The organism is Roseateles sp. L2-2 (genome assembly GCF_050613215.1).
Classification (GTDB): Bacteria; Pseudomonadota; Gammaproteobacteria; order Burkholderiales; family Burkholderiaceae_C; genus Roseateles; species Roseateles noduli.
In genome coordinates this window covers 2,068,577-2,093,141 of record NZ_CP192509.1, presented here as the reverse complement: position 1 = coordinate 2,093,141, position 24,565 = coordinate 2,068,577, and the positions used below count along the sequence as shown (strand labels likewise).

At 68.7% G+C, this 24,565-nt stretch carries 23 protein-coding genes and 1 tRNA gene; 10 read left to right on the top strand and 14 right to left on the bottom strand.

What is annotated here, in order from left to right; translation table 11 throughout:
- The first annotated feature begins 169 nt into the window (after nt 1–169).
- The 5 genes from ACQZ13_RS09505 (at nt 170) to ACQZ13_RS09485 (ending at nt 3,106) form a co-directional block, all read left to right on the top strand.
- Complete coding sequence (locus ACQZ13_RS09505) at nt 170–736, top strand: RNA polymerase sigma factor (RefSeq protein ID WP_067275679.1); 567 nt, start codon at nt 170–172, stop codon at nt 734–736.
- The gene (locus tag ACQZ13_RS09500) at nt 733–1,251 is read left to right on the top strand and encodes a DUF3619 family protein (RefSeq protein ID WP_431051342.1); all 519 of its coding nucleotides are present in this window, start codon (nt 733–735) and stop codon (nt 1,249–1,251) included. Before ACQZ13_RS09505 ends, ACQZ13_RS09500 begins: the two co-directional genes overlap by 4 nt.
- Before the next feature lie 101 nt (nt 1,252–1,352).
- Nucleotides 1,353–2,135: a DUF3106 domain-containing protein gene (locus tag ACQZ13_RS09495; RefSeq protein WP_431051340.1), complete on the top strand. Its 783-nt coding sequence runs from the start codon at nt 1,353–1,355 to the stop codon at nt 2,133–2,135.
- A gap of 9 nt (nt 2,136–2,144) precedes the next feature.
- Nucleotides 2,145–2,696: an RDD family protein gene (locus tag ACQZ13_RS09490; RefSeq protein WP_431051338.1), complete on the top strand. Its 552-nt coding sequence runs from the start codon at nt 2,145–2,147 to the stop codon at nt 2,694–2,696.
- Nucleotides 2,697–2,728: 32 nt separating this feature from the next.
- Complete coding sequence (locus ACQZ13_RS09485; RefSeq protein ID WP_088403538.1) at nt 2,729–3,106, top strand: diacylglycerol kinase; 378 nt, start codon at nt 2,729–2,731, stop codon at nt 3,104–3,106.
- Nucleotides 3,107–3,223: 117 nt separating this feature from the next.
- On the opposite strand, the gene ACQZ13_RS09480 is transcribed toward ACQZ13_RS09485, so the two are convergent.
- On the bottom strand, nt 3,224–3,562 hold the full coding sequence (locus ACQZ13_RS09480) for a P-II family nitrogen regulator (protein ID WP_067275693.1): 339 nt from the start codon (nt 3,560–3,562) through the stop codon (nt 3,224–3,226).
- Nucleotides 3,563–3,662: 100 nt separating this feature from the next.
- Complete coding sequence (locus ACQZ13_RS09475) at nt 3,663–5,768, bottom strand: NAD(+) synthase (protein ID WP_431051336.1); 2,106 nt, start codon at nt 5,766–5,768, stop codon at nt 3,663–3,665.
- A 58-nt stretch (nt 5,769–5,826) separates the two neighbouring features.
- Here ACQZ13_RS09475 and ACQZ13_RS09470 point away from each other — a divergent pair, with 58 nt between their 5' ends.
- Nucleotides 5,827–7,086 (top strand): GNAT family N-acetyltransferase, encoded by a 1,260-nt coding sequence (locus ACQZ13_RS09470; RefSeq protein WP_431051334.1) that lies wholly within the window; start codon nt 5,827–5,829, stop codon nt 7,084–7,086.
- 109 nt (nt 7,087–7,195) lie between these two features.
- Here the strand turns inward: ACQZ13_RS09470 and ppa are convergent, their stop codons facing one another.
- The 3 genes from ppa to ACQZ13_RS09455 form a co-directional block, all read right to left on the bottom strand.
- Nucleotides 7,196–7,735: an inorganic diphosphatase gene (gene ppa, locus ACQZ13_RS09465; protein ID WP_331614326.1), complete on the bottom strand. Its 540-nt coding sequence runs from the start codon at nt 7,733–7,735 to the stop codon at nt 7,196–7,198.
- Between the two features lie 187 nt (nt 7,736–7,922).
- On the bottom strand, nt 7,923–8,876 hold the full coding sequence (locus ACQZ13_RS09460) for a 2-hydroxyacid dehydrogenase (RefSeq protein ID WP_431051331.1): 954 nt from the start codon (nt 8,874–8,876) through the stop codon (nt 7,923–7,925).
- 34 nt (nt 8,877–8,910) lie between these two features.
- The gene (locus tag ACQZ13_RS09455) at nt 8,911–9,918 is read right to left on the bottom strand and encodes a Bug family tripartite tricarboxylate transporter substrate binding protein (RefSeq protein WP_431051329.1); all 1,008 of its coding nucleotides are present in this window, start codon (nt 9,916–9,918) and stop codon (nt 8,911–8,913) included.
- Nucleotides 9,919–10,170: 252 nt separating this feature from the next.
- On the opposite strand from ACQZ13_RS09455, the gene ACQZ13_RS09450 reads away from it, so the two are divergent.
- The 3 genes from ACQZ13_RS09450 (at nt 10,171) to ACQZ13_RS09440 (ending at nt 15,016) form a co-directional block, all read left to right on the top strand.
- Nucleotides 10,171–11,388 (top strand): citrate synthase family protein, encoded by a 1,218-nt coding sequence (locus ACQZ13_RS09450; RefSeq protein ID WP_431051327.1) that lies wholly within the window; start codon nt 10,171–10,173, stop codon nt 11,386–11,388.
- A 382-nt stretch (nt 11,389–11,770) separates the two neighbouring features.
- The gene (locus tag ACQZ13_RS09445; RefSeq protein ID WP_431051325.1) at nt 11,771–13,978 is read left to right on the top strand and encodes a sodium-translocating pyrophosphatase; all 2,208 of its coding nucleotides are present in this window, start codon (nt 11,771–11,773) and stop codon (nt 13,976–13,978) included.
- Between the two features lie 180 nt (nt 13,979–14,158).
- Complete coding sequence (locus ACQZ13_RS09440; RefSeq protein ID WP_431051323.1) at nt 14,159–15,016, top strand: J domain-containing protein; 858 nt, start codon at nt 14,159–14,161, stop codon at nt 15,014–15,016.
- 12 nt (nt 15,017–15,028) lie between these two features.
- On the opposite strand, the gene ACQZ13_RS09435 is transcribed toward ACQZ13_RS09440, so the two are convergent.
- The 5 genes from ACQZ13_RS09435 to ACQZ13_RS09415 all read right to left on the bottom strand — a co-directional run bounded on the left by ACQZ13_RS09435 (nt 15,029) and on the right by ACQZ13_RS09415 (nt 19,736).
- Nucleotides 15,029–15,658 (bottom strand): ABC-type transport auxiliary lipoprotein family protein, encoded by a 630-nt coding sequence (locus ACQZ13_RS09435; protein WP_431051321.1) that lies wholly within the window; start codon nt 15,656–15,658, stop codon nt 15,029–15,031.
- On the bottom strand, nt 15,655–16,617 hold the full coding sequence (locus ACQZ13_RS09430) for an MlaD family protein (protein ID WP_431051319.1): 963 nt from the start codon (nt 16,615–16,617) through the stop codon (nt 15,655–15,657). The genes ACQZ13_RS09435 and ACQZ13_RS09430 overlap by 4 nt, the downstream gene beginning before the upstream one ends.
- A gap of 90 nt (nt 16,618–16,707) precedes the next feature.
- The gene (locus tag ACQZ13_RS09425) at nt 16,708–17,574 is read right to left on the bottom strand and encodes an ABC transporter ATP-binding protein (protein ID WP_088403527.1); all 867 of its coding nucleotides are present in this window, start codon (nt 17,572–17,574) and stop codon (nt 16,708–16,710) included.
- Nucleotides 17,571–18,728: an ABC transporter permease gene (locus tag ACQZ13_RS09420; protein WP_431051317.1), complete on the bottom strand. Its 1,158-nt coding sequence runs from the start codon at nt 18,726–18,728 to the stop codon at nt 17,571–17,573. The genes ACQZ13_RS09425 and ACQZ13_RS09420 overlap by 4 nt, the downstream gene beginning before the upstream one ends.
- 63 nt (nt 18,729–18,791) lie before the next feature.
- Nucleotides 18,792–19,736: a LytTR family DNA-binding domain-containing protein gene (locus tag ACQZ13_RS09415; protein WP_431051315.1), complete on the bottom strand. Its 945-nt coding sequence runs from the start codon at nt 19,734–19,736 to the stop codon at nt 18,792–18,794.
- A 155-nt stretch (nt 19,737–19,891) separates the two neighbouring features.
- On the opposite strand from ACQZ13_RS09415, the gene ACQZ13_RS09410 reads away from it, so the two are divergent.
- A complete protein-coding gene (locus ACQZ13_RS09410; protein WP_431051313.1) occupies nt 19,892–21,127 on the top strand; it encodes an acyltransferase family protein in 1,236 nt (411 codons plus the stop codon).
- Between the two features lie 13 nt (nt 21,128–21,140).
- On the opposite strand, the gene ACQZ13_RS09405 is transcribed toward ACQZ13_RS09410, so the two are convergent.
- The 4 genes from ACQZ13_RS09405 to pheT all read right to left on the bottom strand — a co-directional run bounded on the left by ACQZ13_RS09405 (nt 21,141) and on the right by pheT (nt 24,550).
- Nucleotides 21,141–21,217 (bottom strand) — tRNA-Pro (locus ACQZ13_RS09405).
- Nucleotides 21,218–21,250: 33 nt separating this feature from the next.
- Complete coding sequence (locus tag ACQZ13_RS09400) at nt 21,251–21,712, bottom strand: MerR family transcriptional regulator (RefSeq protein ID WP_088403522.1); 462 nt, start codon at nt 21,710–21,712, stop codon at nt 21,251–21,253.
- A 40-nt stretch (nt 21,713–21,752) separates the two neighbouring features.
- On the bottom strand, nt 21,753–22,118 hold the full coding sequence (locus ACQZ13_RS09395; protein ID WP_421035905.1) for an integration host factor subunit alpha: 366 nt from the start codon (nt 22,116–22,118) through the stop codon (nt 21,753–21,755).
- Between the two features lie 17 nt (nt 22,119–22,135).
- Nucleotides 22,136–24,550 carry a phenylalanine--tRNA ligase subunit beta gene (pheT, locus tag ACQZ13_RS09390; protein ID WP_431051310.1) on the bottom strand — a complete coding sequence of 805 codons (2,415 nt, stop codon included), beginning with the start codon at nt 24,548–24,550 and terminating at the stop codon, nt 22,136–22,138.
- Nucleotides 24,551–24,565: the final 15 nt, after the last annotated feature.

Here is a 24,565-nt window from a genome sequence, read left to right as displayed (position 1 = left end):
GGCCTACTTGAGACAGAAAATGCGGTGTGCGAGCCTTTGATTATGCACGCAAACCCGCAGAGCTCCGGAATCGATGGTGGTCTGTAGCGCTGATGCGATAATCCGCGCCGTTTTGCCCGCTAGACCGTCTTCGACCCCGACCCAGATCGCCCTCTGACGGCGCCAGCCCTTGGCCACAGACAAAGAACTCAACGACTTTCTCAAGACCGCCGACCGACGTGCCTTCAAGCGCACGGTCTACATGGTTCGAGACGAAGACGCCGCCCTGGACATCGTCCAGGACGCCATGATCCGGTTGGCCGAGAAGTATTTCGACCGTCCGGCGGCGGAGCTGCCGCTGCTGTTCCAACGCATCCTGTCCAACGCGACGATGGACTGGTTCCGGCGGCAGAAGGTGCGCAACGCGCTGTTCAGCAACCTGTCGGACTTCGAAGGCGCCGATCCCGGCGACGACTTCGACCTGCTGGAATCGCTGGAGACGCGCGAAGGGTCGATGGGGGCGCTGTCCGCCGCGGACGAGGTCTCGCGCGTTCAGGTCCTGGCAGCGATCGAACAAGAAGTTGCTGCTTTGCCGGCACGTCAACGGGAAGCCTTCCTGCTGCGTTACTGGGAGGAACTCGACGTCGCCGAAACGGCAGCGGTCATGGGTTGCTCGGAGGGCAGCGTGAAGACACACTGCTCCCGCGCCGTGCATGCGCTGGCCAAAACGCTGAAAGCCAAGGGAATCTCGCTATGAAGAAGAACACGCCAGGAACGCCGCTGCCGCTGGAGGCGGACGCGCGCGTGACCCGTTTCGGCCTTCGCGTGGCCGCGGGACTGACCGAGCAGAGCGAGGCCCTGTCTGGCGACATCCAGGAACGGCTGCGCTTCGCGCGTGAGCAGGCGCTCGCCAAGGCGATGGCCGCGCGCGCCGCGGCACCCGCGCAAACCGCCTCCGACGCCCGCCAGATGGGCGGCGGCACGCTGGCCCTGGGTGGCGGCGAGAAGACCCCGCGCTGGCGCAAGGCCGCGACGCTGCTGCCGCTGGCGCTGCTGCTGGGCGGCCTGCTGCTGATCCAGCACAGCCAGTGGTACGAGCAGATCCGCAGTGCGGCCGAGCTCGACACGGAGATGCTCTCCAAGCCGCTGCCGCCGGCGGCGTACAGCGATCCGGGCTTCCGCGAGTACCTGAACGAGAACCAGACCGACCCGAACAACCCGAACGGCGCGGCCGACGGCGAGAAGTCCGACGAAGCCAAATCGTCGCAGTGAGGCGGCGCGTGGCCAGTTCCTTCCGCCCTCTCCCGCTCGCTGCGGGAGATCTTCGCGTTTTCCCTGAGTCTTCCCTTGCGCTGTCGGCCTCGCGCCGCTGGGTGCGGCGTCTGACTCTGGCGGCCGCCTGCGGCGTGCTCGCTGCCGGTGCGACGGCCACCTTGGCCCAGGACACCGCTGCATCCGCGCCGGTCGACGCCAACCGCGCCGGGGCTTCGCCGGCGCCGCGCGCCTCGTCGACGACGAGACCGGTGTCCCCGACGACCGGCCCCGGCGCGCTGACCAGCAGCCAGAACTGGGCCTCGCTGAGCGCATCGCAGAAGGAGGCGCTGGCCCCGTTGTCCAAGGAGTGGGACCAGCTCGACGGCGCCCGCAAGGGCAAGTGGCTGGAAATCGCCGCCCGTTATCCGACCTTGCCGGCCGAGCACCAGCAGCGTCTGCGCGAGCGCATGGTCGAGTGGACGCGGATGTCGCCGGCGGAACGCCAGCGCGCCCGGATCGGCTACCAGCACGCGAATGAACTCCGCGGGCCGGAACAGGAAACCCGTCTGCGCGAGAAATGGGACGCCTATCAGGCACTGCCTCCCGAGAAGCGCCAGCGACTGGTGGAGCGCGCAGCGGAGAAGGCCTCGGCCGCAGGCCGCGACACGCCCGCCGCCGCCACCCGCGCGAAGGCGCCGATCCAGCGCACGCCGCTGACGGCAACGACTGGCCCCACCATCGTCCAGGCCCAGCCAGGCGCGACCACGGTGCTGATGACGCAGCGCCCCGAGCCGCCGGCTGCCGGTGCCAGCGCCGCCCCCGGCCGACCGATCCGCTCGCCGAGCGAGGCGAAGCTCGACCCGGACACGCTGCTCCCCCGACGCGACCCGGCCAGCCGCTAAACTGGCCGGATGACCTCCGCACCCGTTGCCGGCGAAGTCCCTCCGCCGGGCCTGATGCGCCGCCTCGCCGCCTTCATCTATGAAGGCGTCGTCCTGTTCGGCGTCGTCTTCATCGCCGGCTGGCTGTACTCCACCCTCACCCAGCAGCGCAATGCGCTGGTCGGGCAGCACGGGTTGCAGGCCTTCCTGTTCCTGGTGCTGGGCATCTATTTCATCTGGTTCTGGTCGCGCGGCGGCCAGACCGTGGCCATGCGGGCCTGGCACCTGCGCGTCGTCGACGCCCACGGCAGACCGCTCACGCAGGCACGCGCCACGGCGCGCTACCTCGCCGCCTGGCTCTGGTTCCTGCCGGCGCTGGCCAGCGTGCACGCCCTGGGACTGGACCACAGCACCGGCGCCATCTTCGGCACGATGTTCGCCGGTATCGCCGGCTACCTGCTGCTGGCCCGGCTGCATCCGCAGCGCCAGTTCCTGCATGACGTGATCTGCGGGACCCGCCTGATCACCCAGCTGCCACCGCCTCGCCCGAAGAAGGCGACGGCGGTGCCGGCAGACTCCTGAACTTCCCCCGGTCTCCTGCGCCGCTTCCGACGATGAGCAACCCCCACAAGGGCCGTACCGGCCTGGATCGCATCCTGCACGCCGCCGGTTATTCCTGGGACGGACTGCGCGCCGCCTACCGCGGTGAGAGCGCCTTCCGCCAGGAGACCTGGCTGACGATCATCGGCATCCCGCTGGCTTTCTGGGTCGGACGGGACTGGGTGCAGGTCGCGCTGCTGGCCGGCTCGCTGATCCTGGTGCTGATCGTGGAACTGCTGAACTCGGCGGTCGAGGCGGTCGTCGACCGCGTGTCGTTCGAGCTGCACGACCTCAGCAAGCGCGCCAAGGACATCGCCAGCGCCGCCGTGCTGCTGTCGCTGGTGCTGGCCGGCGGCATCTGGCTGGCCGCCATCTGGCAGCACCTGCGATGACGCGACTGCGGGCCGGAAAGCGGCCATAAAGCGGCCGGAAAGCGGCCAAAAGGACGAAGGGCGGACGCCAACCGGCGCCCGCCCTTCCCTGTTTCTGGATCTGTCGGATCCGCGCGGTCAGACCGCGGCTTCGTCCTGTTCGCCGGTGCGGATGCGGATGACCTGCTCCACGGCGGTGACGAAAATCTTGCCGTCGCCGATCTTGCCGGTCTTGGCGGCCTTGAGGATGGCGTCGATGGAACGCTCCACCTCGTCGTCCTTCACGACGACCTCGACCTTCACCTTCGGCAGGAAGTCGACGACGTACTCGGCGCCGCGGTACAGCTCGGTGTGGCCCTTCTGACGGCCGAAGCCCTTCACTTCGGTGACGGTCAGGCCGGAGGCGCCGACCTCGGCCAGCGCTTCGCGCACTTCGTCGAGCTTGAACGGTTTGATGATGGCGGTGATCTGTTTCATCACGGGGCTCCGAAAAGGGGATTGGCGGGCAAGACTGGTTTCGATTTAAGCACGGATCGTTTCAATCGGACGCCCGCCTTTGGAGAAGGGAGTCATCGCCTCAATCCGGAATGCGGTCGAGCTCGGCCAGCCACACGGCCGGCTCGGAATCGCTGGGCGCGCGCCAGTCGCCGCGCGGCGACAGCGAGCCGCCGCTACCCACCTTCGGCCCATTGGGCACGCAGCTGCGCTTGAACTGGCTGCCGCGGAAGAAGCGGCTGACGAAGATCCGCAGCACGCGCTTGATCTCGGCCAGCGGGTACTCGTTGCGCTGGACGTGCTCGCCGTCGGGCCACTCGCCACGGGCCTTGTCGCCCCAGGCGTGACGCGCCAGGAAGGCGATCTTGGCCGGCGAGTAGCCGTGGCGGATCGTGTAGAACAGGTTGAAGTCCTGCAGCTCGTAGCGACCGATCTTGTCTTCGGTGCTCTGCAGGCCCGAGCCTTCCACACGCGAATCCTGCGGCACGAGTTCGGGGCTGATCTCCGTGTTCAGGATGTCGAACAGCACGTCCTGTCCCGAGGGTCCGAGCTGCGCCGTCTCCGCGACCCAGCGCACCAGGTACTGGATCAGCGTCTTGGGCACCGACGCGTTCACGTTGTAGTGCGACATGTGGTCGCCAACGCCGTAGGTGCACCAGCCGAGCGCGAGCTCGCTCAGGTCGCCGGTGCCGAGCACCAGCGCGCCGGTGTGATTCGCGAGGCGGAACAGATGGCTGGTGCGTTCACCCGCCTGCACGTTCTCGAAGGTCACGTCGTAGACGGGCTCGCCGGCGGCATACGGATGTCCGAGGTCCTTGAGCATCTGCTCGCAGCTCGGGCGGATGTCGATCTCGCGGGCCTCGCAACCGATCTCGCGCATCAACCGCAAGGCCTGGTCGCGCGTGCGCGTGCCCGTGGCGAATCCCGGCATCGTGACGCCGAGGATGTTGGTGCGCGGCCAGCCCATTTGGTCCATCGCGCGCGCGGCGACCAGCAGCGCATGCGTCGAATCCAGGCCGCCCGAGATGCCCAGCACCAGCTTGTGGATGCCGCTGGACACGAGCCGCTGCACCAGCGCCTGCACCTGGATCTGGAAGACCTCGTTGCAGCGCTCGTCGCGGCGCTGGCGGTCCGAGGGCACATACGGGAAGCGCTCGATGCGGCGTCGCAGCGGCAGCGGCGTGGCGCGATCCACGCCCAGCTCGAACTCGATCGTGCGGAAGGTCTTCAGCAGCGGCGCGTGATGCCGCACCGAATCGCCGAAGCTCGTCTGCCGCATCCGTTCGCGCGACAGGCGCTCCAGGTCCACGTCGGCCGACACCAGCTGCGAGCGGCGCTGGAAGCGTTCGCTCTCGGCAAGGAAGCTGCCGTTCTCATAGACCAGCGCCTGGCCGTCCCACGCGAGGTCGGTGCTGGACTCGCCGGCGCCGGCGGAGGTGTAGACATAGGCCGCCAGGCAGCGCGCCGACTGCTGGCCGACGAGCTGGTGGCGATAGCCCGACTTGCCGACCGTGATGTTGGACGCCGACAGGTTCACGAGCACGGTCGCGCCGGCCAGCGCGGCGTACGACGACGGCGGGATCGGCGTCCAGACGTCCTCGCAGATCTCGACGTGCAGGCGCAGCAGCGGCTGGTCGCTTGCCGCGATCACGAGCCGCGTGCCGAAGGCCACGCGCTGGCCCAGCAGCGTGATCTCCTCGGAGATCGCCTCGTCGGCGGCGTTGAACTGGCGAGCCTCGTAGAACTCGCCGTAGTTGGGCAGGTAGGTCTTGGGCAGCACGGCCAGCAGCCGGCCGCGCTGGAACACGACGGCGCAGTTGAACAGCCGGTGCTCGATGCGCAGCGGCAGGCCGACGATCACGACCGTGGGCAGGTCGCGCGACACCGTCAGCAGATGCGCCAACGCCGCTTCGCAGCCGTCCAGCAGCGGGCGCTGGTGGAAGAGGTCCTCGCTGGTGTAGGCGGCCAGGCCGAGTTCCGGGAACGCCGCGACCGCGGCGCCGTCTGCGGCGGCCTCGCGCAGCAGCTGCGCGGTCTGCTCGCCGTTGAAGGCCGGATCGGCCACGCGGCACAGCGGGATGCCGACGGCGATGCGGGCGAAGTCGTGGGCGTAGAGGTTGTCGAAGGACAGACCGGCCGGGGAGGAGGCCGCAAGGCCGGTCGGGGAGGAAGTCGTCGTCGCTTGCATGGGAAGCATCCTGCCATCAAAGCGAAGGGTTTGAGCTTGCGCCTAAGATTTGCCGCGCATGACTTCCCCGCCCTCGCCTTCTCCCGCCGCCGACGCGCCCGACATCGAGCATCAGCACGAGCAACAGCACGAGCATGAGCACGACGTCGCCCAGCCGCTCATCCGCGTCGACGACGATCCCGCCGCGCTGCCCCGCGATCAATGGAACGCGCTGCTCGCCGCCTCGCCGCTGCCGTCGCCGTTCATGAAGCACGAGTACCTGACGGCGATGCACGCGTCCGGCTCCGCCGTGCCGAAGAAGGGTTGGCAGGCGCAGTTTCTCAGCGTGTGGGATGGCGACGAGCTGATCGCCGCCTGCCCGGCGTACCTCAAGGGTCACTCGTACGGCGAGTACGTGTTCGACTGGGCCTGGGCCGACGCCTACCAGCGGCACGGGCTCGCGTATTACCCCAAGCTGCTGGTCGCGGTGCCGTTCACGCCGGTGCCCGGGAGCCGCCTGCTGGCGAAGGACGCCGCCGCGCGCGAATGGCTCGTGAAGGCCTTGCGGGCGCTGACGGCGCGCTCGGAGCTGTCCTCGGTGCATGTGCTGTTCGGCGACGACCAGGACCAGCGCGCGCTCACCGGCGACGACTGGCTCGCACGCCAGCAGGTGCAGTTCCACTGGACCGGCGACGGCGTGCCGCGGCCGTTCGCCGACTACCTCGCGACGTTGCAACGCGAGAAACGCAAGAAGATCCAGCAGGAACGGCGCAAGGTCGTCGAGGCCGGCATCCGATTCGAGCCGCTGCTCGGCGCGGCCATCACCGCCGAGGACTGGGACTTCTTCTACGAGTGCTACACGCTGACCTACATCGCGCATCGCAACAAGCCGTACCTGACGCGCGACTTCTTCGCGCGCATGGCGGCGGACATGCCGGAGCACTGGCTGATGTTCGTCGCTCGGGACGCTTCGGGCGAGCGCGTGGCCGCGTCACTGGTCGCGATCGACGACTCGCAGCGCGCGGCGTACGGCCGCTACTGGGGCTCGACGCGCTACATCCCCAACCTGCACTTCGACGCCTGCTACTACCAGCCGCTGGCGTGGTGCCTGGAGAACGGCTGGCGCCGCTTCGAAGGCGGCGCGCAGGGCGAGCACAAGATGGCGCGCGGCCTCATGCCGGTGGCGACGTACTCGGCGCACTGGCTCGCGCATCCGCAGTTCCGCGAGGCGGTCGCGGACTTCCTCACGCAGGAAGGCGAGGCGATGAGCGAATACATCGACGAACTGGAACGGCATCAACCGTTCAAGGCGACACCGCCTGACGACGCCGCAGTCTGAAGGCGGCGCGGCCCGGCCATCGCGGCGAACGTGTCCGGACGGAAACGACAAGGCGCCCCTCGGGGCGCCTTGTCGTTGTGCGGCAGACCTCCCTGGGAGGTCTGGCCGGTCAGGCCTGCTGCGCCTTCGCGTAGTTGGCCATGCCGTCGGTGATTTCCTTCTTGGCGGCTTCCGGGCCTTCCCAGCCCTTGACCTTCACCCACTTGCCGGCTTCGAGGTCCTTGTAGTGCTCGAAGAAATGCTGGATCGCCTTCAGGCGCATCTGGTTGATGTCCTCGGGCTTGGTCCAGTGCTCGTAGATCGGCAGGATCTTGGTGGTGGGCACGGCCAGCAGCTTGGCGTCGCCGCCGGCTTCGTCGTCCATCTGCAGCACGCCGATGGCGCGGCAGGTCACCACCACGCCCGGGGTCAGCGGGAAGGGCGTGATCACCAGCACGTCGACCGGATCGCCGTCGTCGGCCAGCGTCTGCGGCACGTAGCCGTAGTTGCACGGGTAGTGCATCGCCGTCGTCATGAAGCGGTCGACGAACAGCGCGCCGCTTTCCTTGTCGACCTCGTACTTGATCGGGTCGGCGTTCATCGGGATCTCGATGACGACGTTGAACTGCTCGGGCGCCTTCGCGCCGGGGGTGACTTTGTGCAGGCTCATGGTGGTGGACAGCGGTGAAAGCAGGGGAATCCGGAGCCCCCAGCGGCGAACGCCGCGCAGAACTCCGGAAAAACCGCAATTCTAGAGGCTCGCCTGAACCGGCCCTGACGCCCGGCCCTCCCGCGGACTTTCACGTCCCCGTCTTCCGCGTCGTCGGGTTCAGGTCGTCGGATTCAAGTCGTCAGGCTCAGGTCGTCAGGCTGTGCGTCGGCCGCTGCCCGGCCAGCGCCTGCGCCAGGCTCTCCAGCACCATCCGGCCCATCGCGGCGCGGGTCTCCTCGGTCGCGCTGGCGCGATGCGCCTGCAGCACGACGTTGTCCAGGTCCAGCAGCGCCGGCGGCACGTTCGGTTCGTCGGCGAACACATCCAGCCCCGCGCCCGCGATGCGCTTCTCCTGGAGCGCCTTCACCAGATCGGACTCCTTCACCAGGCGTCCGCGCGCGACGTTGATCAGGAAGCCGCGCGGCCCGATCGCGTCCAGCACCGGCGCGTCGATCAGGTCGCGGGCCTTGTCCGCGGCGGCGCAGACGATCAGCGCGTCGCTGTCGCGGGCCAGTTGCACGAGGTCCGCCTCGAAGGTCCACGGCACGCCGGCGATCTCCTTCAAGTCGGTGTAACGCACCGGGCAGCCGAAGGCGCCGACGCGCTCCGCCACCGCGCGGCCCACTCGCCCCAGACCCACGATGCCCACGCGCATCCCGCTCACGCGGCGTGCCAGCGGGATCGCATTCGGCTGCGGGAACTTGGGCCACAGGCCGCCGCGCACGAAACGGTCCACCGAAGCGATGTTGCGCGCCGTCGCCAGCAGCAGCGCCAGCGCCATGTCGGCGACGTCCTCGGTCAGCGCGCCGAAGGTACCCGTCACCGGCAGCCCGCGCGAGCGGGCGTACTCGATGTCCACCGCGTCCGTGCCGACGCCGTTCACCGCCACGACCTCCAGCGCCGGCAGCCGATCCATCATCGACCGCGAGATCCCCGTGTGCCCGCCGGTGATCACGCCGCGCAGGGTCGCGCCGTGGGTCGCCAGATACGCGTCCGGATCAGCCTGCTCGAACAGGCGGTGCATCGTGTACAGCGCGTCGAGCTCCGCATTGATCGCGGGCACGAGGATGGGATTCAGTTGAAGGATGTTCGGCTTCATGGCGTTCTCTACTTCAGGAAGGATCAGAAAGGATTCACTCGGGCTGGATGCCGGCCGTCTTGATGACGGCGCCCCAGCGCTTGTATTCGGCGGCCTGGAAGCTGGCGAGTTCCGCCGGCGTCGACGTGAACGGCTCCATGCCGTTCTGCTCGACGAAGCGCTTGACCGGCTCCGCGGTCATCGCCTTCTGCATCAGCGCATTGATGCGCTCGACGACAGGCGCGGGCGTGCCCGCGGGCGCGTAGACCGCGTTCCAGTAGCTGATCTCGTAGCCGGGCAGGCCTGCCTCGGCGATCGTCGGCAGGTCCGGCACCAACGGCGAGCGCTTGGGGCTGCTGACGCCCAGCGCCTTGAGCTTGCCCGCCTTCACCTGCGGCAGGCTGGTGGTCAGGTCCACGATCATCAGATCGACCTGACCGCCGACCAGATCGACCATCGCCTGCGGGTTGGCCTTGTAGGGCACGTAGGTCAGCTGGGTCTGCGTCATCTGCTGGAACAGCTCGGCCGCCACCCGCGCCGACGAACTGCCCGCGCCGAAAGTGAGCTGCTGCTTCTTCGCGATCGCGCTGAGCTCCGTGACGTTGCGCGCCTGGATGCGCGGATTGGTCACCAGCAGCAGATAGCCCTTCACCAGCGCGCCGACCGGGGCGAAGTCCTTCACCGGGTCATACGCGAGCTTGCGGAACAGATGCGGATTGGCGGCCTGCGTCGTGTTGGTCGTGATGAACAGCGTGTAGCCGTCGGCCGCAGAGCGCGCCACCGCCTGCGCCGCGATGCCGCCGCTGGCGCCGGCCTTGTTCTCGACGATCACCGGCACCTTGGTCGCGGCGGTGATCTCCGCGCCGATGGCGCGTGCCAGGCCGTCGGTCGTGCTGCCGGGGCTGGAGCCGACCACGAGCGTGATCGCGCGGGACGGGAACGCGTCGCCCTGCGCGAATGCGCTGAATGTGGTCAACGACGCAGACAAGGCAAGGGAAGCGGCGCCCGCGAGGGCGAGCGAGGCGCGGCGCCGTGCCGGCTGGAAGCGAGGGATGCGGTTCATGCGGTTGTCTCCATGGAAGGGGCATGAGGGGCGGCGTCGCGCAGGCTTCTGAGCGGTCTGCGTCGATGTCGCGTGGACTCATGCTGGCAGCGCACAAACAACCGGTCAATATTGATGATCAATATCAATCTGAAGCCTGGATTCGCCATTCATTCGACCAAATCGATCACCTGACAGGGGATAGGCGAGGCGTGGACAGGATTCATGTTGATGAATACATTGACGACATCAACGACACGAGACCACGCCCCGATGGCTGCCTGGATGACCCTGGACGAAGCACGCGACGCGCTGGGCGTGCGTGCGCAGACGATCTACGCCTACGTGAGCCGCGGCCGTATCGGCGTCGAGCCCGATCCGCAGGACTCGCGTCGCAGCCTGTATCGCGCCGAGGACGTGAAGGCGCTGGTGCGCCGCAAGGAGACGGGGCGCACGCGCGAGACGCTCGCGGCGACGACGCTGTTCGGCGCAGAACCCAGCATCCCGACGGCGGTCTCGACCTTCTCGGGCGGACGCCCCTTCTACCGCGGCGTCGACGTCGTCGAACTCGCCGGGACCGCGACGCTGGAGGACGCGGCGCGGCTGCTGTGGAATGTCGAGACGCCGCCGTCGTTTCCGCGCCCCGTGGTCGCATCGGGCTCGCCGTCGCGCGCCGCGCTGGACGTCGTCGCTGCGCTGCCGGACGGTCGTGCCCGCGCATTCGCCGAGCTGGCGGCGCTCACCGCCACCGGACATTCGACGCGCGGCCGCCTGCCGCGCGTGCTGATCGAGGAGGCGTCAGCGCTGGTCGGTCGGCTGGCCGTCGCCTTCGGCGCCTCCGACGAAGAGGCGCTGCCGCTGCACGAGCGCCTCGCGCGCGGCTGGGGTCAGCCGCGCGCCGTGGCCGCGTTGCTGCGCAAGACGCTGGTCCTCGCGGCGGATCATGAGATCACCAGCTCGGCCTTCTCCGCGCGCATCACCGCGTCCACCGGGGCCTCGCTGCCGGCGTGCCTGCTCGCGGGACTGACGACCTTCTCCGGCCCGCTGCACGGCGACGCCTCGGGGCGCGTACGTACCTTGTTCGATGAGGTCGAGCGCGACGGCGCCGATGCCGTCGTCGACCGCTATCTGGCCTCGGCGATGCCGCTGCCCGGCTTCGGCCATCACATCTATCCGGACGGCGATCCGCGTGCGGCGTCGCTGATGGCGGACTTCAAGCCGCCCGCCGCGATCGCTCGCCTGATCGAGCGCGTCGTCGCGCTGACCGGTCTGCCGCCGTCGATGGACGTGGCGCTGGCCGCGCTCGTCGCGCGTTACAAGCTGCCGCCGGACGCCGGCTTTGCGATCTTCGCGATCGCGCGCAGCGTCGGTCTCCTGGCTCACAGCATGGAGCAGCTTGCCATCGACTCGGTGATCCGTCCGCGCGGCCGTTACATCGGCCCCAGCGCTGCGGGCCCGGTCGATCCCCGCAAGGAGCGCCGCAAGCGCTGACGGGGGCAGTCCTCGGTTCGGAGAAGCCGGCGGAGCCGGTGCCCCTCGGAGCGAATTCCGAGCGGCGAGGAGGAGATTGAGCGGAGAGGGGCACCGGCTCCGCCGGCTTCGGGCGCCTTGCACCGAACGCTTGTAAAGGTGACGTGACGAGGCACATGACATGCCCGGGGGCCAGTTGTTGCCCTGCCCGTGTCGTTCGCCCCTGCAAAGCCTGACACCCGCCTTGCAAAGCCTGTGAATCCGCTGGTAAACGCTCATGCCATGCACTATTCACGGGCTTAGCATCGATCGACGGACTGTTGCTGTTGCGTGCGCGCAGGCCCGGCGCCCGCTGGATGGAACCGTCTCACGGATCAAAGAATCAGCGAGAGGAGACAACCTTATGTCGACGAGTTTGGCGCTGTACTTCGCGCTGGCCTGCGGGCTGGCGGCGGTGCTTTACGGCTTTATCCAACGCAGCTGGATCCTGAGCCAGGACCCCGGCAATCCTCGCATGCAGGAGATCGCGGGCGCGATCCAGCAGGGTGCCGCGGCCTATCTGGCGCGGCAGTACCGCACCATCGCGATCGTCGGCGTGGTGCTCGGCATCCTGATCGGCGTCGCGCTGGATTGGAAGTCGGCGATCGGTTTCTTCATCGGCGCGGTGCTGTCCGGGGGTTGCGGCTTCATCGGCATGAACGTCTCCGTGCGCGCCAACGTGCGGACCGCGCAGGCGGCGACGCAGGGCATCGGACCGGCGCTCAATGTCGCGTTCAAGGGCGGCGCCATCACCGGCATGCTGGTCGTGGGGCTGGGCCTGCTCGGCGTGGGCCTGTTCTTCATGTGGGTCAGCGACAGCGCCACCCGCGTCGACAGCCAGACGCTCAAGCCGATGCTGGGACTGGCCTTCGGCTCGTCGCTGATTTCGATCTTCGCGCGGCTGGGCGGCGGCATCTTCACCAAGGGGGCCGACGTCGGCGCCGACCTCGTCGGCAAGGTCGAGGCGGGCATCCCCGAGGACGATCCGCGCAACCCGGCGGTGATCGCGGACAACGTCGGCGACAACGTCGGCGACTGCGCCGGCATGGCGGCCGACCTCTTCGAGACCTACGCGGTCACGCTGATCGCCACGATGGCGCTGGCGGCGCTCACCTTCGGCGGCATGTCGATCGCGGCCATCGTGTATCCGCTGGTGCTGGGCGGTGCGTCCATCATCGCCTCCATCATCGGCTGCAGCTTCGTCAAGGCCAGCCCCGGCATGAAGAACGTGATGCCGGCGCTCTACAAGGGCCTGGTCGTCGCGGGCGTGCTGTCGGCCATCGCCTTCTGGTTCATCACCCGCGCGCTGTTCCCGCAGGACCTGACCCTGCCCGGCGGACAGACCATCGGTGCGAACGCCCTCTTCCTGTCCTGCCTGGTCGGCCTGCTGCTGACCGCCGCGATGGTGTGGATCACCGAGTACTACACCGGCACCGACTACAAGCCGGTGCAGCACGTGGCGCAGGCCTCCACCACCGGCCACGGCACCAACATCATCGCGGGCCTGGGCGTGTCCATGCGTTCCACCGCCTGGCCGGTGCTGTTCGTGTGCGTCGCCATCCTGGTGGCTTTCAAGCTGGCGGGGCTCTACGGCATCGCGATCGCGGCCACGGCCATGCTCAGCATGGCGGGCATCGTCGTGGCGCTCGACGCCTACGGCCCGATCACCGACAACGCCGGCGGCATCGCCGAGATGGCCGACCTGCCCGCCAGCGTGCGCGACATCACCGATCCGCTGGACGCCGTCGGCAACACCACCAAGGCCGTCACCAAGGGCTACGCGATCGGTTCCGCTGGCCTGGCGGCGCTGGTGCTCTTCGCCGACTACACCCACGCGCTGGAGCAGCAGGGGCTGTCGGTCAGCTTCGACCTGAGCAACCACATGGTCATCGTCGGCCTGTTCATCGGCGGGCTGATCCCCTACCTCTTCGGCGCGATGGCGATGGAGGCGGTGGGACGCGCGGCGGGCTCGGTCGTCGAGGAAGTGCGGCGCCAGTTCCGCGACATCAAGGGGATCATGGAAGGCACCGCCAAGCCCGAATACGGCCGCGCGGTGGACATGCTCACCGCCGCGGCGATCAAGGAAATGATCGTCCCATCATTGCTGCCGGTGATCGTCCCGATCGTGGTCGGCCTGCTGCTCGGCCCGGCCGCGCTGGGCGGGCTGCTGATGGGCACCATCGTCACCGGGCTGTTCGTCGCCATTTCCATGTGCACGGGCGGCGGCGCCTGGGACAACGCCAAGAAGTACATCGAGGACGGCCACCACGGCGGCAAGGGCTCCGAGGCCCACAAGGCGGCGGTCACCGGCGACACCGTCGGCGACCCCTACAAGGACACGGCGGGGCCGGCGGTCAACCCGTTGATCAAGATCATCAACATCGTCGCCCTGCTGATCGTGCCGCTGCTGCCGACGGCCGGCATCAGCGGCCCCGCCGCGGGGGCGCACACGCCGCCGGCCGTGACCGCGCCGGCAGCAGACACTGCCGTGCCGGCCTCCGCGCCCATCGGCGTGCCGGACGTGGTGGCCAGCGGGCCGACGGAGGCGGCCAGCGCGGCGTCCGCCCCCTGAATCGCGTCGACATGCCCTGACCGGCAGGGAGCGATCGGCCCGACTGGGCGACGCTCGCCCGGTCCTCGGTGAAAACGCTGAGAAAAACAGCCCCGGGAGGGGCTGTTTGCGCTTTGAAGGGACATGCGCACACGGCAGAATCGGCAGTCAATACCAGAACATCCAGGGATCCCGCTCAACATGCTCAGCCAGGCCATCACGCCGCGCGAATTCGAACGCCGCCGCGAGCAATTGGCCGAGCTCCAGCGCTACCTGGCGTCGCAGGAGGCCGAGTACGCGGACTGCCGCCAGCGCATGCAGCGCTTCGTCGACCGCTACGTCGCCGCACTGGGTCCGCTGTACATGGAGCTGGATGCGCTCGAATCGCAGCTCTACTGCGCGATGCGCTACCTGCACGACGCGCTGGCCCGCAACGGGCTCGACGCTCGCGCGCCCGATTCGCCCCGTGCCACGGCGATGCCGCATCTGCCGGTGCTGCCGGCCGGCGCGCCGCTGCCCGCCGAGCCTGAAGGCGGCCTGGTGCAGGTCGGACCGCCGCCGCTGAAGACCCTCTACCGCCGCGCCGCGAAGCGGCTGCATCCGGACCTCGCGCCGGACGACGCCGAACGCGTGCACCGCGAACGCAAGATGGCCGAGGTCAACGAGGCCTACGAGGCCTGCGACCGGGATCGCCTCGAAGCCCTGCTGCTGGCCGCCGGCGAAAGCCTGGTGAAGGTCCGCGGCGGTGACGCGGACGCCGTCATGGAATGGCTGCGCAGCGCGGAGCGGTCGGTGCAGGGCCGGCTGCGGGTCGTCCAGGCCCACCTGGCGCTGCTGAAGAGCCACACGATGCATGAGCTGGGCGAATCGATCGAGCGCGCGGAGAAGCGCGGCCTGGATCCGCTCGGCATCATGGCCAACCGCCTGCGCGCGCAGATCACCGAACGCCGCCAGGAGCTCTACATCGGCCAGCGCCTGCAGCCCGAATCGAGCATGGCCGAAGCCTTCCTGCGCCAGCGCCAGCAGCGCATGGGCGGCGGGATCGCGGCGTCTCACTGACGCCGCTTCGCTTCAACGGCGGCCGCGTCCTTGCGGCACCCGCGGCGACAGGGTCGCTGCCCACGCGGCAATCTCAGGACCGAGCGCATCGACCGCTGCCGCAGTCGCCTTGACGGCGCCCTCCGCGCTCGCGCCGGCGGGTTCCGACCGATCGAACGCGCGTTGCGTGCCGTCCTCGGCGGTCGCCATCACCCGCACCTGCACCTCGCTGCGCGAGGCGCTGGAGAAGTTCTGGAGGCTCTCTTCGAGTTCCAACGTCACGCCGATGCTCACCTGGGGATCGGCGCTGGCGGCCACGGGCGCGCGGGCGATCTGCTGGCGCATCCGCGAGGCGACGAGCACCGGCAGCGGCGCGGCCCAGCGCGAATCCCGGTACATGCGACGCGCATAAGGATCCGAGTCGGCGAGGCGATACGCGATGCCCGTGCCTTGCAGCGTTTCGGGCGCCGTGACGGCCTGGAGTTCGACGCGCTTGGCGAGCGCCGCCTGTTGCGGCCACGCAGGGGCGGGACCGAGGTCCATCTGCGTGGGCGCCGGCGGTCGGCTGCCACAGGCGCTGAGCATGGCGGCCAGCGCCAGTCCGCCAAGCAGCGCCGCGCGGCGCACGCCGCCGGTCCTCGGAAGTTCGATGTGGTCGTTCATTTCTTCGCTCCCGCCTCGAAGCCGGTTTCACCGGGTCCGGGCGCGCCGGGCGTCGGGCCGAGGATCAGGCTCTGCGGCTGGTCGCCGATGTTTTGCGCCGCGCGTTCCAGCGCGCGAGCGGCCGCCGACAGGTCGTCGAGCACCGCGCGTTGACGCGGCTTGTCCGCCGAGCCCACCAGCGACAGCTCCACGCGCCGCAGCGTGCGCTGCATCTGCACCGCCGCGTCGCCCAGTTGATCGATCGCGGCCGCCTTGCCCTTGTATTCGTCGACGAGTTCGCCGCCCTGCTTTGCCAGCGTATCGACGTTGCCCAGCGTGTTCCGTCCCGCGATCACGAGCCCGTCGGTGTTCTTCACCAGACTCGGCAGCGCCTGCGCCGTCGGCCGCAATTCCTTGACCAGCTGGTTGAGTCCGGCGGACGCCTCGTTCAACTGCGCCAGCGTCTGGCTCACCTGCTGCTGATTGCTGTCGCTGAGCACCTTCTGGATGCGGTCCATCGTCGCCAGCGCGCCCGCCGCGAGCTTCGGTCCCGCGTCCTGCAGCTGGTCGAGGAAGCCCGGCGACAGCGCGATCCGCCGCGTCTCCAGGACGCTCTGCTTCGGATCCTTGGGATCCTGCCCGTCGTACAGGTCGATGAACGACAGCCCCGTGATGCCCTGGTAGCCCAGCTTGGCCTGCGTGCCCGGGGCGATCGGCGCGTCCGAGTCGACCTCGATGTCGACCAGGATCTGCCGCGGTTGCGTCGGGTCGAAGCGGATCGTGTCCACCTTCCCGATCTGCACGCCGCGGAGCTTCACCGGCGCCTTGACGTTGAGTCCCGGCACGCCCGAAGCGGTCACCACCGTGAAGGTCTGCGTGTCGCCGCGGTCATCGCGGAACCACAGGATGACCGCCACCAGCGCCGCCCCGAGCAGCAGCACGAAGAGGCCCGTGGCCAATGCATGTGCCTTGTTTTCCATGTGCTCGCCCGAGTCCTTGTGATGTGTGGGTTGTTCGTTGTTGTCAGCGCGCGCGGCCTGCGATCCCCGCGATGTCCGCGATGCCCGTGTTCAGGCGGGCATCTCGTCGCGGTGCTGCAGCGCGTCGCGGTAGCTGCGCAGGTTGTCCGCCGCGCAGCGGTCCGCGTGGCCGAGGAAGAAGTTGCGGATGAACGGATGCTTCTGCTTCACCACCAGTTCCAGCGGCCCGTGCGCGATCAGGTGCTGGTCCGCCAGCACCGCCACGCGATCGGCGATCGCGAACAGCGTGTCCACGTCGTGCGTGACCATCACCACCGTCAGCGCCATCTCGCGCCGCAGGCTCTCGATCAGCTGCACGAAGTTCTTCGAGCTCGCCGGATCGAGACCGGCCGTCGGTTCGTCCAGGAACAGCAGCTGCGGATCCATGATCAGCGAGCGCGCCAGCGACACCCGCTTGATCATGCCGCCCGAGAGTTCCGCCGGCATCTTGATGCCGTCCTCCGCCTTGAGGCCGACCTGCTGCAGCTTGGTCATGACCAGCTCGGCGATCAGGTCCTTGGGCAGGCTCTTGAGCTCGCGCAGCGGCAGCGCGACGTTGTCGAACACCGACAGCGCCGAGAACAGCGCGCCCTGCTGGAACAGCACGCCCCAGCGGTGCCGCACCTGCGCGAGGTCGGTCGCCTCGCACTTGCCCAGCTTGTGGCCGAAGACCAGCACCTCGCCCTCGCTGGGCCGCTCCAGGCCCAGCATCAGCCGCAGCAGCGTCGTCTTGCCGCTGCCCGAGCCGCCGATGATGGCCAGCACCTCGCCGGCCGTGACTTCGAGACTCAGGTCCTTGTGGATGCGCACGCCACCCAGCACCGTGCCGACGTGGCGCACCTCGATCACCGGGTCGCCCGGCTGGACGTTCAATTCCCCGGTGGCTTCCGCCGAGGTCGGGTCGATACAACCGCTCATCCCTTGATCCCCAGGTCAGAGAACATCACCGCGAAGATCGCGTCCACGATGATGACCACGGTGATCGCGCTCACCACCGAATCGGTGGTGCCGGTCCCGAGGCTTTCGCTGTTCGGCTTGATCCGCAGCCCGAAGTGGCAGGCCACGAACGCGATCATGAGTCCGAACACCGCCGATTTGGCCAGTCCCAGCCACAGGTTGGCCACCGGCACCGCGGCCGGCAGGCCCTGCAGGAACTGGATGTAGTCCAGGCCCAGCGTCGCCCGCGCGGCCAGCATGCCGCCCAGCAGCACCATGCTGCTGGTCCAGGTCATCACCAGGGGCAACGAGAGTGCCAGGGCCACCATCTTGGGCACCACCAGCCGGATGGTGTGGGAGATGCCCATCACCGAGAGCGCGTCCAGTTCCTGCGTCACCCGCATCACGCCGAGCTGCGCGGTCATGGCCGAGCCGCTGCGTCCCGCCACCAGGATGGCCGCGAGCAGCGGTCCCAGTTCGCGCCAGACGCTGATGCCCAGGATGTTGATGACGTAGATGTCGGCGCCGTAGCTCTGCAGCTGCTTGGCGGTCAGGTAGGACAGCGTGATGCCGACCAGCACGCCCACCAGCGCGGTGATGCCGAGCGCCTGCGCGCCGCTGCGGTAGATGTGGGCGGAGATGTCCTTCCACGCGATCAGGTTGGGGTGGCGGATCAGCGTGCCGAGGTCGCGCGTCACCTGCCCGAGCAGCGCGGTCGCGTCGAGCAGATGGCTGGCGAGGTTGAGCAGGCCCTGGCCGAACTGGCGCACGTTCTGCGCGCGCGGCGGCTTGGCCGGCTTGCCTTGTTTGCTTCCCAAGCGGGCGAAGAGCGCCTGGAACATGTCCGCCATCGGCGCCGGCGGCCACTGCAGGTCTTCCGGCTGGCGGCGGCCCCAGGCCTGCCACAGCAGCAGCGCGCCGGTCGGGTCCAGCCGGCGCACCGCGCTCAGGTCCCAGGCCACGTTGGCGGTGGGCACGTCGCCCAGTTCCCCGCGCAGCGCCTCGACCCGCTCGCGCAGTGCCAGCAGCGTCCAGTCGCCCTCCAGCCGGGCCTGCAGGCGTCCGCCCTCGCCGGTCGCACGCAGCAGGCGCGGTGACGGGTCGTCGACGTCGTGGTTTTCCAGAGGGGCGTCCATTGGGGTCAGAGCATAGCCGCGCAAGGACGCTCCGGTGAACCCGGCGGACAGGAGTTCGCCCAGTCAGACAAGACGCTGTCGCAGGCGCTCCAGATAGGTGCGGCTGCACGGCAGGCGGCTGCCGTCGCGCAGGCGCAGGTGGGCGTCGCCGGCTTCGGTCGGCTCGATGGCCTCGATCAGGCTCAGCCGCACCAGGTAGCCGCGATGCACGCGCACGAACGCGGCCGGGTCCAGGCGTTGCTCGAACGCGCCCAGACTGCTGCGCAGCGGGTAGTCGTGCTGCTGGCGACGCAGGTTGACGTAGTTGCCGCAGGCCTGCACCCACTCGATCTCGTCCATCGGGAGCAGGAACTCCTTGCCGAGCTTCTTCACGAGCAGGCGCTCGGGCAATGGGGCCGTGGCCGGCGCCGGGGCCAGCGTCGGCGCCGCCGCCGGAATTGGCATTGCTGTCGGCACTGCTGTCGGCGTTGGCGTTGTCGTTGGCGCAGGAACCGGCGTCGGCGGTTCCGCCAGCAAGCTCGCCTCGCCCTGCCAGCGCCACACGAACAACCGGTAGGCCCCGGCGATCACCAGGATGAAGGCGTAACTGCGAACGTCCTTCAGTCCTTCATAGAACAACTCCAGCGGCCAGTTGCCGAAGTCGTAGACGGCGTCCTGCGTTGCATAGGCCAGCTTGCGCAGCGCCACCATGCCCAGCACATGCGCCAGACTCGTGACGAGCGCGAACACCAGGTGCCAGGGCAGATGCCGTCGCAGCACGCCCCAGCGCAGCGGTTTCGTATCCGCCGCGCGCACGATCCACGGGATCAGCACCATCCAGACGAGGGCGCTGGAGAACTCCCAGACCGCCGGCTCCCAGGTATCGAACCGCAGTCCGGCGCGGCGGATGTCCAGGTTGGTCGTGATCGTGTTCGCCAACGCGGAGCCGAGGAGCAGCGCGCTCCAGAGCGCACGCTCGACCCAGCGCCGTCGCCTCAGATAGATCCCCAGCCACTTGTCCTCGGTCATGGCGGCGCAGTGTAGGCGCGGGCGAGACGCTTGGAAGCGCGTTGAGGCGCAGACCCCGCGCGAGCGGCCCCTGGGACGGGGCGGCTCGTCACCGGGCGGGGGCGGTTCGTCACATACACGACGCGCAAGACCCGGCGGGGACGAAGCTGCAGCCCATGAACACCCCCCCCCTCCCCTCGCGCGGCGCTCCTTCGTCCCCCCGCCTGACCGAACTGGACTGGCTCCGCGTCATCGCCTTCGGCCTGCTGATCCTCTACCACTCGGGCATGTTCTACGTGAGCTGGGACTGGCACGTGAAGTCGCCGCGGCTCGTCCCCGCGCTCGAAGCCTGGATGCTCTGGCTGAACCCGTGGCGCATGTCGCTGCTGTTCCTGATCTCCGGCGCGGCGACCGCACTCATGGCGGAGCGCGTCCACGGCATCGACGGGCTGATCGGCTCACGCAGCAAGCGGCTGCTGCTGCCGCTGCTGTTCGGCATGACGGTGATCGTCCCGCCGCAGGCGTATCTGGAGGTGGTCGAGAAGCTCCACTACGCCGGCAGCTACGGCGACTTCCTGAAGCTCTACTTCCAGGCGTACCACGGCTTCTGCCGCGGCGACGACTGCCTGAAGCTGCCGACGTGGAACCACCTCTGGTTTCTGCCCTATCTCTGGGCCTACACCGTGATCGTGCTGCTGGCGCTGCGACTTCGCGCGGTGCGCGCCGTGTTCGCGCATCCGGGCTGGCGCCGCGTCGTCAGCGGCGGGCGCCTGCTGTGGGTGCCATGGATGGCGTTCGCGCTGCTGCGCCAGCATCTGCTGGATCGCTTCCCCGCCACGCACGACTTCGTCCATGACTGGTACCAGCACGGCGTGTACTTCGTGGTGTTCCTGCTCGGCTTCGCGCTTTACGGCAGCCGCGACGACCGCCATGGTGGGTGGGAGGCCGCCCGGCGTCTGCGCTGGATCGCGCTTGTCGGCTTCGTCGTGGTTCAACTGCTATCGCAGACGCTCACGGACGGATGGCGTCTCGCCCATGGCGAGGACTTCCCGGAGTGGCTGCTGATGGCGATGCGCGCGCTGAACGCCGGCAAGCAATGGCTGCCGATCGTGGCGGTGCTGGGATTCGGACGGCAGTGGCTCGCCGATCGCGATTCGCCGCTGCTGCGCTGGCTGACGCTGGCGGTGTTCCCGTTCTACCTCGTCCACCAGACGATCACGGTGATCGCGGGACACCTGCTGGCGCCGCTGCACTGGCCGCTCGCGATCGAGGTGGCCGCGATCGTCATGATCACGGCGCTGGGCTGCCTGTCCGCCGCGCTGCTGGCGATGCGCGTCAACGCGTTGCGCCCGTGGATGGGGCTGGGCCCGGAAAGCAAAAAGCCCGGCATCTTGCGATACCGGGCTTCCTGATTCTTCTAATAAATGGTCGGGGCGGCGGGATTCGAACTCGCGACCCCTTGCACCCCATGCAAGTGCGCTACCAGGCTGCGCTACGCCCCGACAAGCCTTAGATTCTATACGTATTCGAGAGGATCATGCAAGCAAACTCTCTCGAATCGCCAACAACTCGTCCCTGACCTGTTCCAAGGTGAGTTTCTCGAGCGACACCGACGTGTGCGCCGCGCTGTGCGCGACGTCCGCGGCCAGCGCGCGCGACGCTTCGCGATGGTCCCGGTACACGTCGAGCTGCGCGGCCGCCAGCGCTTCCGCGCGGAACTCCTGCGCGGTGGTCGCCGTGTGCGTCGCGTCGATCAGTTGATTGCGTGCGCCGCTGATCGTGAAGCCCTGGTCGTAGAGCAGATCGCGGATGCGGCGGATCAGCAGCACTTCGTGGTGCTGGTAATAGCGCCGGTTGCCGCGCCGCTTCATCGGCTTGAGCTGCGTGAACTCCTGTTCCCAATAGCGGAGCACGTAGGGCTTCACGCCGCACAGCTCGCTCACCTCACCGATGGTGAAGTAGCGCTTGGCAGGAATGGCGGGAAGCTGGACGTCCATGGGAATCAGCGGCTCCGGCAGCGGCGGGAAGGGTCAGACTCTACTCGAAGTCCCCCGTCGAAGGCGTGTTGCCTTGGACGGCTTCTTTCAATTTGTGACTCGCATGAAACGTCACGACGTTGCGGGCCGCAATCGGGATCGCTTCGCCGGTGCGCGGGTTGCGGCCGGGTCTGGGCGCCTTGCGGCGGATGTTGAAGTTGCCGAAGCCCGAGAGCTTCACTTCGCGGCCGCTGGAAAGGCTCTGGTGAATGATGTCGAAGAAGGCCTCGACCATGTCCTTGGACTCGCGCTTGTTCAGGCCGAGCTTGTCGAACAGCAGTTCCGCCAGCTCGGCCTTGGTCAGCGTGGGCGTCTCCAGGCTGCCGAGCAGCACGCGCGCCTGCTCCTTCAGATCGTCATCACTCATGGGTGTCCTCCCCTCCCTCAGCCTCGCAGGCGCGCGCCGAGACTTTCGCCCAGCTGCGCCACCACCTTCGCCACCGCCTGTTCGATGCGCTCGTCGGTCAGCGTGTTCTCGTCATCGAGCAGCGACAGGCGCACGGCCAGGCTGCGTTCGCCAGCCTTCAGTTCCGCCGTCGGCTGCGCCGGTTTGAAGACGTCGAACAAACGCGCAGAGCGTACCAGGGCTTCGCCGCTGGATTCGATCGCCCGGATGAGGGAGTCATAGGTGACCTGCTCATTGACGATCAGCGCCAGATCGCGTTGCACCGCCTGCAGGCGAGGCACGCCCTGACCCTGCGGCAGCGTGCGCGCCAGCACGGCGTCCAGCGACAGCTCGAACAGGACGGGTGCGCTCGGCAGTTCGTAGCCTTGACGCCACTTCGGATGCAGCTCGCCGACCACGCCGATCGGCTGGCCGTCCAGCAGCACGCGGGCGCTGCGGCCCGGATGCAGTGCGGGATGTTCGGCCGCTTCGAAGCGCAGCTCACGCGGCGCGAAGAGCGCTTCCAGGTCGCCCTTGACGTCGAAGAAGTCGACCGCGCGGTCCTTCTGCGCCCATTGCCGCTGGTCCGCCGGGCCCCAGGCCAGACCGGACAGCCGCATCGGCTGCGCGATGCCGGCGATGGTGGTGTCGCTTTCCTGCACCGACGCGTCGCGCAGGAACACGCGGCCGATCTCGAACACGCGCACGCGCGGCGACTTGCGCGCCAGGTTGTTGCGCAAGGCCTGGACCAGCGAGCCCATCAGCGAAGTGCGCATCACCGCCAGCGGCGCGGCGATCGGGTTCAGCAGCTGGATCGGGTTGGCGTTGCCGGCGAGCTCCTGCTCCCAGCGCGCCTCGACGAAGCTGAAGTTGATCGTCTCGAAGTAGCCCAGACCGGCCATCGCGTGGCGCAGCGCGTGCGTCGCGCGGCGCGATTCCGAACCCACCTTGCCGACCACCGGCGCCAGCGGCGGCGTCGCCGGCAGCTTCGGGTAGCCCAGCACGCGGATGACTTCCTCGATCAGGTCTTCCTCGATCTGGATGTCGAAGCGGAAGGTCGGCGGCGTCACCGTGACCACGCCGGGGGCCGAGGTGAATTCCAGACCCAGGCGCTTGAACACGCCTTCGCAGTCGGCCTGCGTCACCGGCATGCCGATGACCTTGGCGGCGCGTTCGACGCGCAGCGCGACCGGCTTGCGCTCGGGCAGTTGCGTGGTCTGGTCGTCCATCGGACCCGCCTCGCCGCCGCAGATCGATTGGATCAGCTGCGTGATCCGTTCGATATGGTCGACGGTGCCGGCCGGATCGACGCCGCGTTCGAAGCGGTGGCCCGCGTCGGTCGAGAAGTTGAAGCGGCGCGAACGCCCCATGACCGCCTTCGGCCACCAGAACGCGGCTTCGACGTAGATGTTCTTCGTGTCGTCGGACACGGCGGTGGCGTCGCCGCCCATGATGCCGGCCAGCGACTCGACCTGCTCGCGATCGGCGATCACGCCGACGGTGCCGTCGACTTCGATCGTGGTGCCGTTCAGCAGCTTGAGCTGTTCACCCGGCTTGCCCCAGCGGACGATCAGCTCGCCGTGGATCTTGTCGAGGTCGAAGATGTGGGACGGACGGCCCAGCTCGAACATCACGTAGTTCGAGATGTCCACCAGCGGCGACACCGAGCGCTGGCCGCAGCGGGCCAGGCGGTCGACCATCCATTGCGGCGTCTTCGCGGTCGTGTCGACGTTGCGGATCACGCGGCCGGAGAAACGGCCGCACAGGTCCGCGGCGTCGACGCGCACCGGCAGCTTCGCCTCGGTGGCGACGGCGGCCGGCTTGATCTCGGGCGCCAGCAGCGGCGCGCCGGTCAGCGCGGACACTTCACGCGCGACGCCGTAGACGCTCAGCGCGTGCGCCAGGTTCGGCGTCAGCTTCAGCGTGAACAGCGTGTCGTCCAGGTTCAGATGCTTGCGGATGTCTTCACCGACAGGCGCGTCGGCGGCCAACTCCAGCAGACCGCCGTGGTCCTCCGCCAGCTTCAGCTCACGGGCCGAGCACAGCATGCCGAAGCTCTCGACGCCGCGCAGCTTGCCCTTGCCGATCTTGAACGGCTTGCCGTCCTCGCCCGGGGGCAGTTCGGCGCCGATCGTGGCCAGCGGCACGCGGATGCCGACGCGCGCGTTCGGCGCGCCGCAGACGATCTGCAGCAGCTCCGGACCGCCGGCGTTGACCTTGCAGACGCGCAGGCGGTCGGCGTCCGGATGCTGCACGGCCTCGACGATCTCGGCCACGACGATGCCGTGGAACGGCGGCGCCACCGGGCGCAGCTCTTCCACTTCCAGGCCGGACATGGTCAGCAGCTCGGCCAGTTCTTGGGTGTTCAGCGCGGGGTTGCAGAAGGCCCGCAGCCAGGACTCAGGGAATTGCATGGGGTTCTCTCTTGC

What these genes read in the sequence shown, in the direction of transcription:
- ACQZ13_RS09400 (WP_088403522.1), bottom strand. Translation starts at nt 21,712, where the DNA reads ATGGACGTCCAGCTTCCCGCCATTCCTGCCAAGCGCTACTTCACCATC.
- ACQZ13_RS09470 (WP_431051334.1), top strand. Translation starts at nt 5,827, where the DNA reads ATGACTTCCCCGCCCTCGCCTTCTCCCGCCGCCGACGCGCCCGACATC.
- ACQZ13_RS09480 (WP_067275693.1), bottom strand. Translation starts at nt 3,562, where the DNA reads ATGAAACAGATCACCGCCATCATCAAACCGTTCAAGCTCGACGAAGTG.
- ACQZ13_RS09460 (WP_431051331.1), bottom strand. Translation starts at nt 8,876, where the DNA reads ATGAAGCCGAACATCCTTCAACTGAATCCCATCCTCGTGCCCGCGATC.
- ACQZ13_RS09440 (WP_431051323.1), top strand. Translation starts at nt 14,159, where the DNA reads ATGCTCAGCCAGGCCATCACGCCGCGCGAATTCGAACGCCGCCGCGAG.
- ACQZ13_RS09395 (WP_421035905.1), bottom strand. Translation starts at nt 22,118, where the DNA reads ATGAGTGATGACGATCTGAAGGAGCAGGCGCGCGTGCTGCTCGGCAGC.
- ACQZ13_RS09450 (WP_431051327.1), top strand. Translation starts at nt 10,171, where the DNA reads ATGGCTGCCTGGATGACCCTGGACGAAGCACGCGACGCGCTGGGCGTG.
- ACQZ13_RS09415 (WP_431051315.1), bottom strand. Translation starts at nt 19,736, where the DNA reads ATGACCGAGGACAAGTGGCTGGGGATCTATCTGAGGCGACGGCGCTGG.
- ACQZ13_RS09475 (WP_431051336.1), bottom strand. Translation starts at nt 5,768, where the DNA reads ATGCAAGCGACGACGACTTCCTCCCCGACCGGCCTTGCGGCCTCCTCC.
- ACQZ13_RS09430 (WP_431051319.1), bottom strand. Translation starts at nt 16,617, where the DNA reads ATGGAAAACAAGGCACATGCATTGGCCACGGGCCTCTTCGTGCTGCTG.
- pheT (WP_431051310.1), bottom strand. Translation starts at nt 24,550, where the DNA reads ATGCAATTCCCTGAGTCCTGGCTGCGGGCCTTCTGCAACCCCGCGCTG.
- ACQZ13_RS09425 (WP_088403527.1), bottom strand. Translation starts at nt 17,574, where the DNA reads ATGAGCGGTTGTATCGACCCGACCTCGGCGGAAGCCACCGGGGAATTG.
- ppa (WP_331614326.1), bottom strand. Translation starts at nt 7,735, where the DNA reads ATGAGCCTGCACAAAGTCACCCCCGGCGCGAAGGCGCCCGAGCAGTTC.
- ACQZ13_RS09490 (WP_431051338.1), top strand. Translation starts at nt 2,145, where the DNA reads ATGACCTCCGCACCCGTTGCCGGCGAAGTCCCTCCGCCGGGCCTGATG.
- ACQZ13_RS09410 (WP_431051313.1), top strand. Translation starts at nt 19,892, where the DNA reads ATGAACACCCCCCCCCTCCCCTCGCGCGGCGCTCCTTCGTCCCCCCGC.
- ACQZ13_RS09455 (WP_431051329.1), bottom strand. Translation starts at nt 9,918, where the DNA reads ATGAACCGCATCCCTCGCTTCCAGCCGGCACGGCGCCGCGCCTCGCTC.
- ACQZ13_RS09420 (WP_431051317.1), bottom strand. Translation starts at nt 18,728, where the DNA reads ATGGACGCCCCTCTGGAAAACCACGACGTCGACGACCCGTCACCGCGC.
- ACQZ13_RS09435 (WP_431051321.1), bottom strand. Translation starts at nt 15,658, where the DNA reads ATGAACGACCACATCGAACTTCCGAGGACCGGCGGCGTGCGCCGCGCG.
- ACQZ13_RS09485 (WP_088403538.1), top strand. Translation starts at nt 2,729, where the DNA reads ATGAGCAACCCCCACAAGGGCCGTACCGGCCTGGATCGCATCCTGCAC.
- ACQZ13_RS09445 (WP_431051325.1), top strand. Translation starts at nt 11,771, where the DNA reads ATGTCGACGAGTTTGGCGCTGTACTTCGCGCTGGCCTGCGGGCTGGCG.
- ACQZ13_RS09500 (WP_431051342.1), top strand. Translation starts at nt 733, where the DNA reads ATGAAGAAGAACACGCCAGGAACGCCGCTGCCGCTGGAGGCGGACGCG.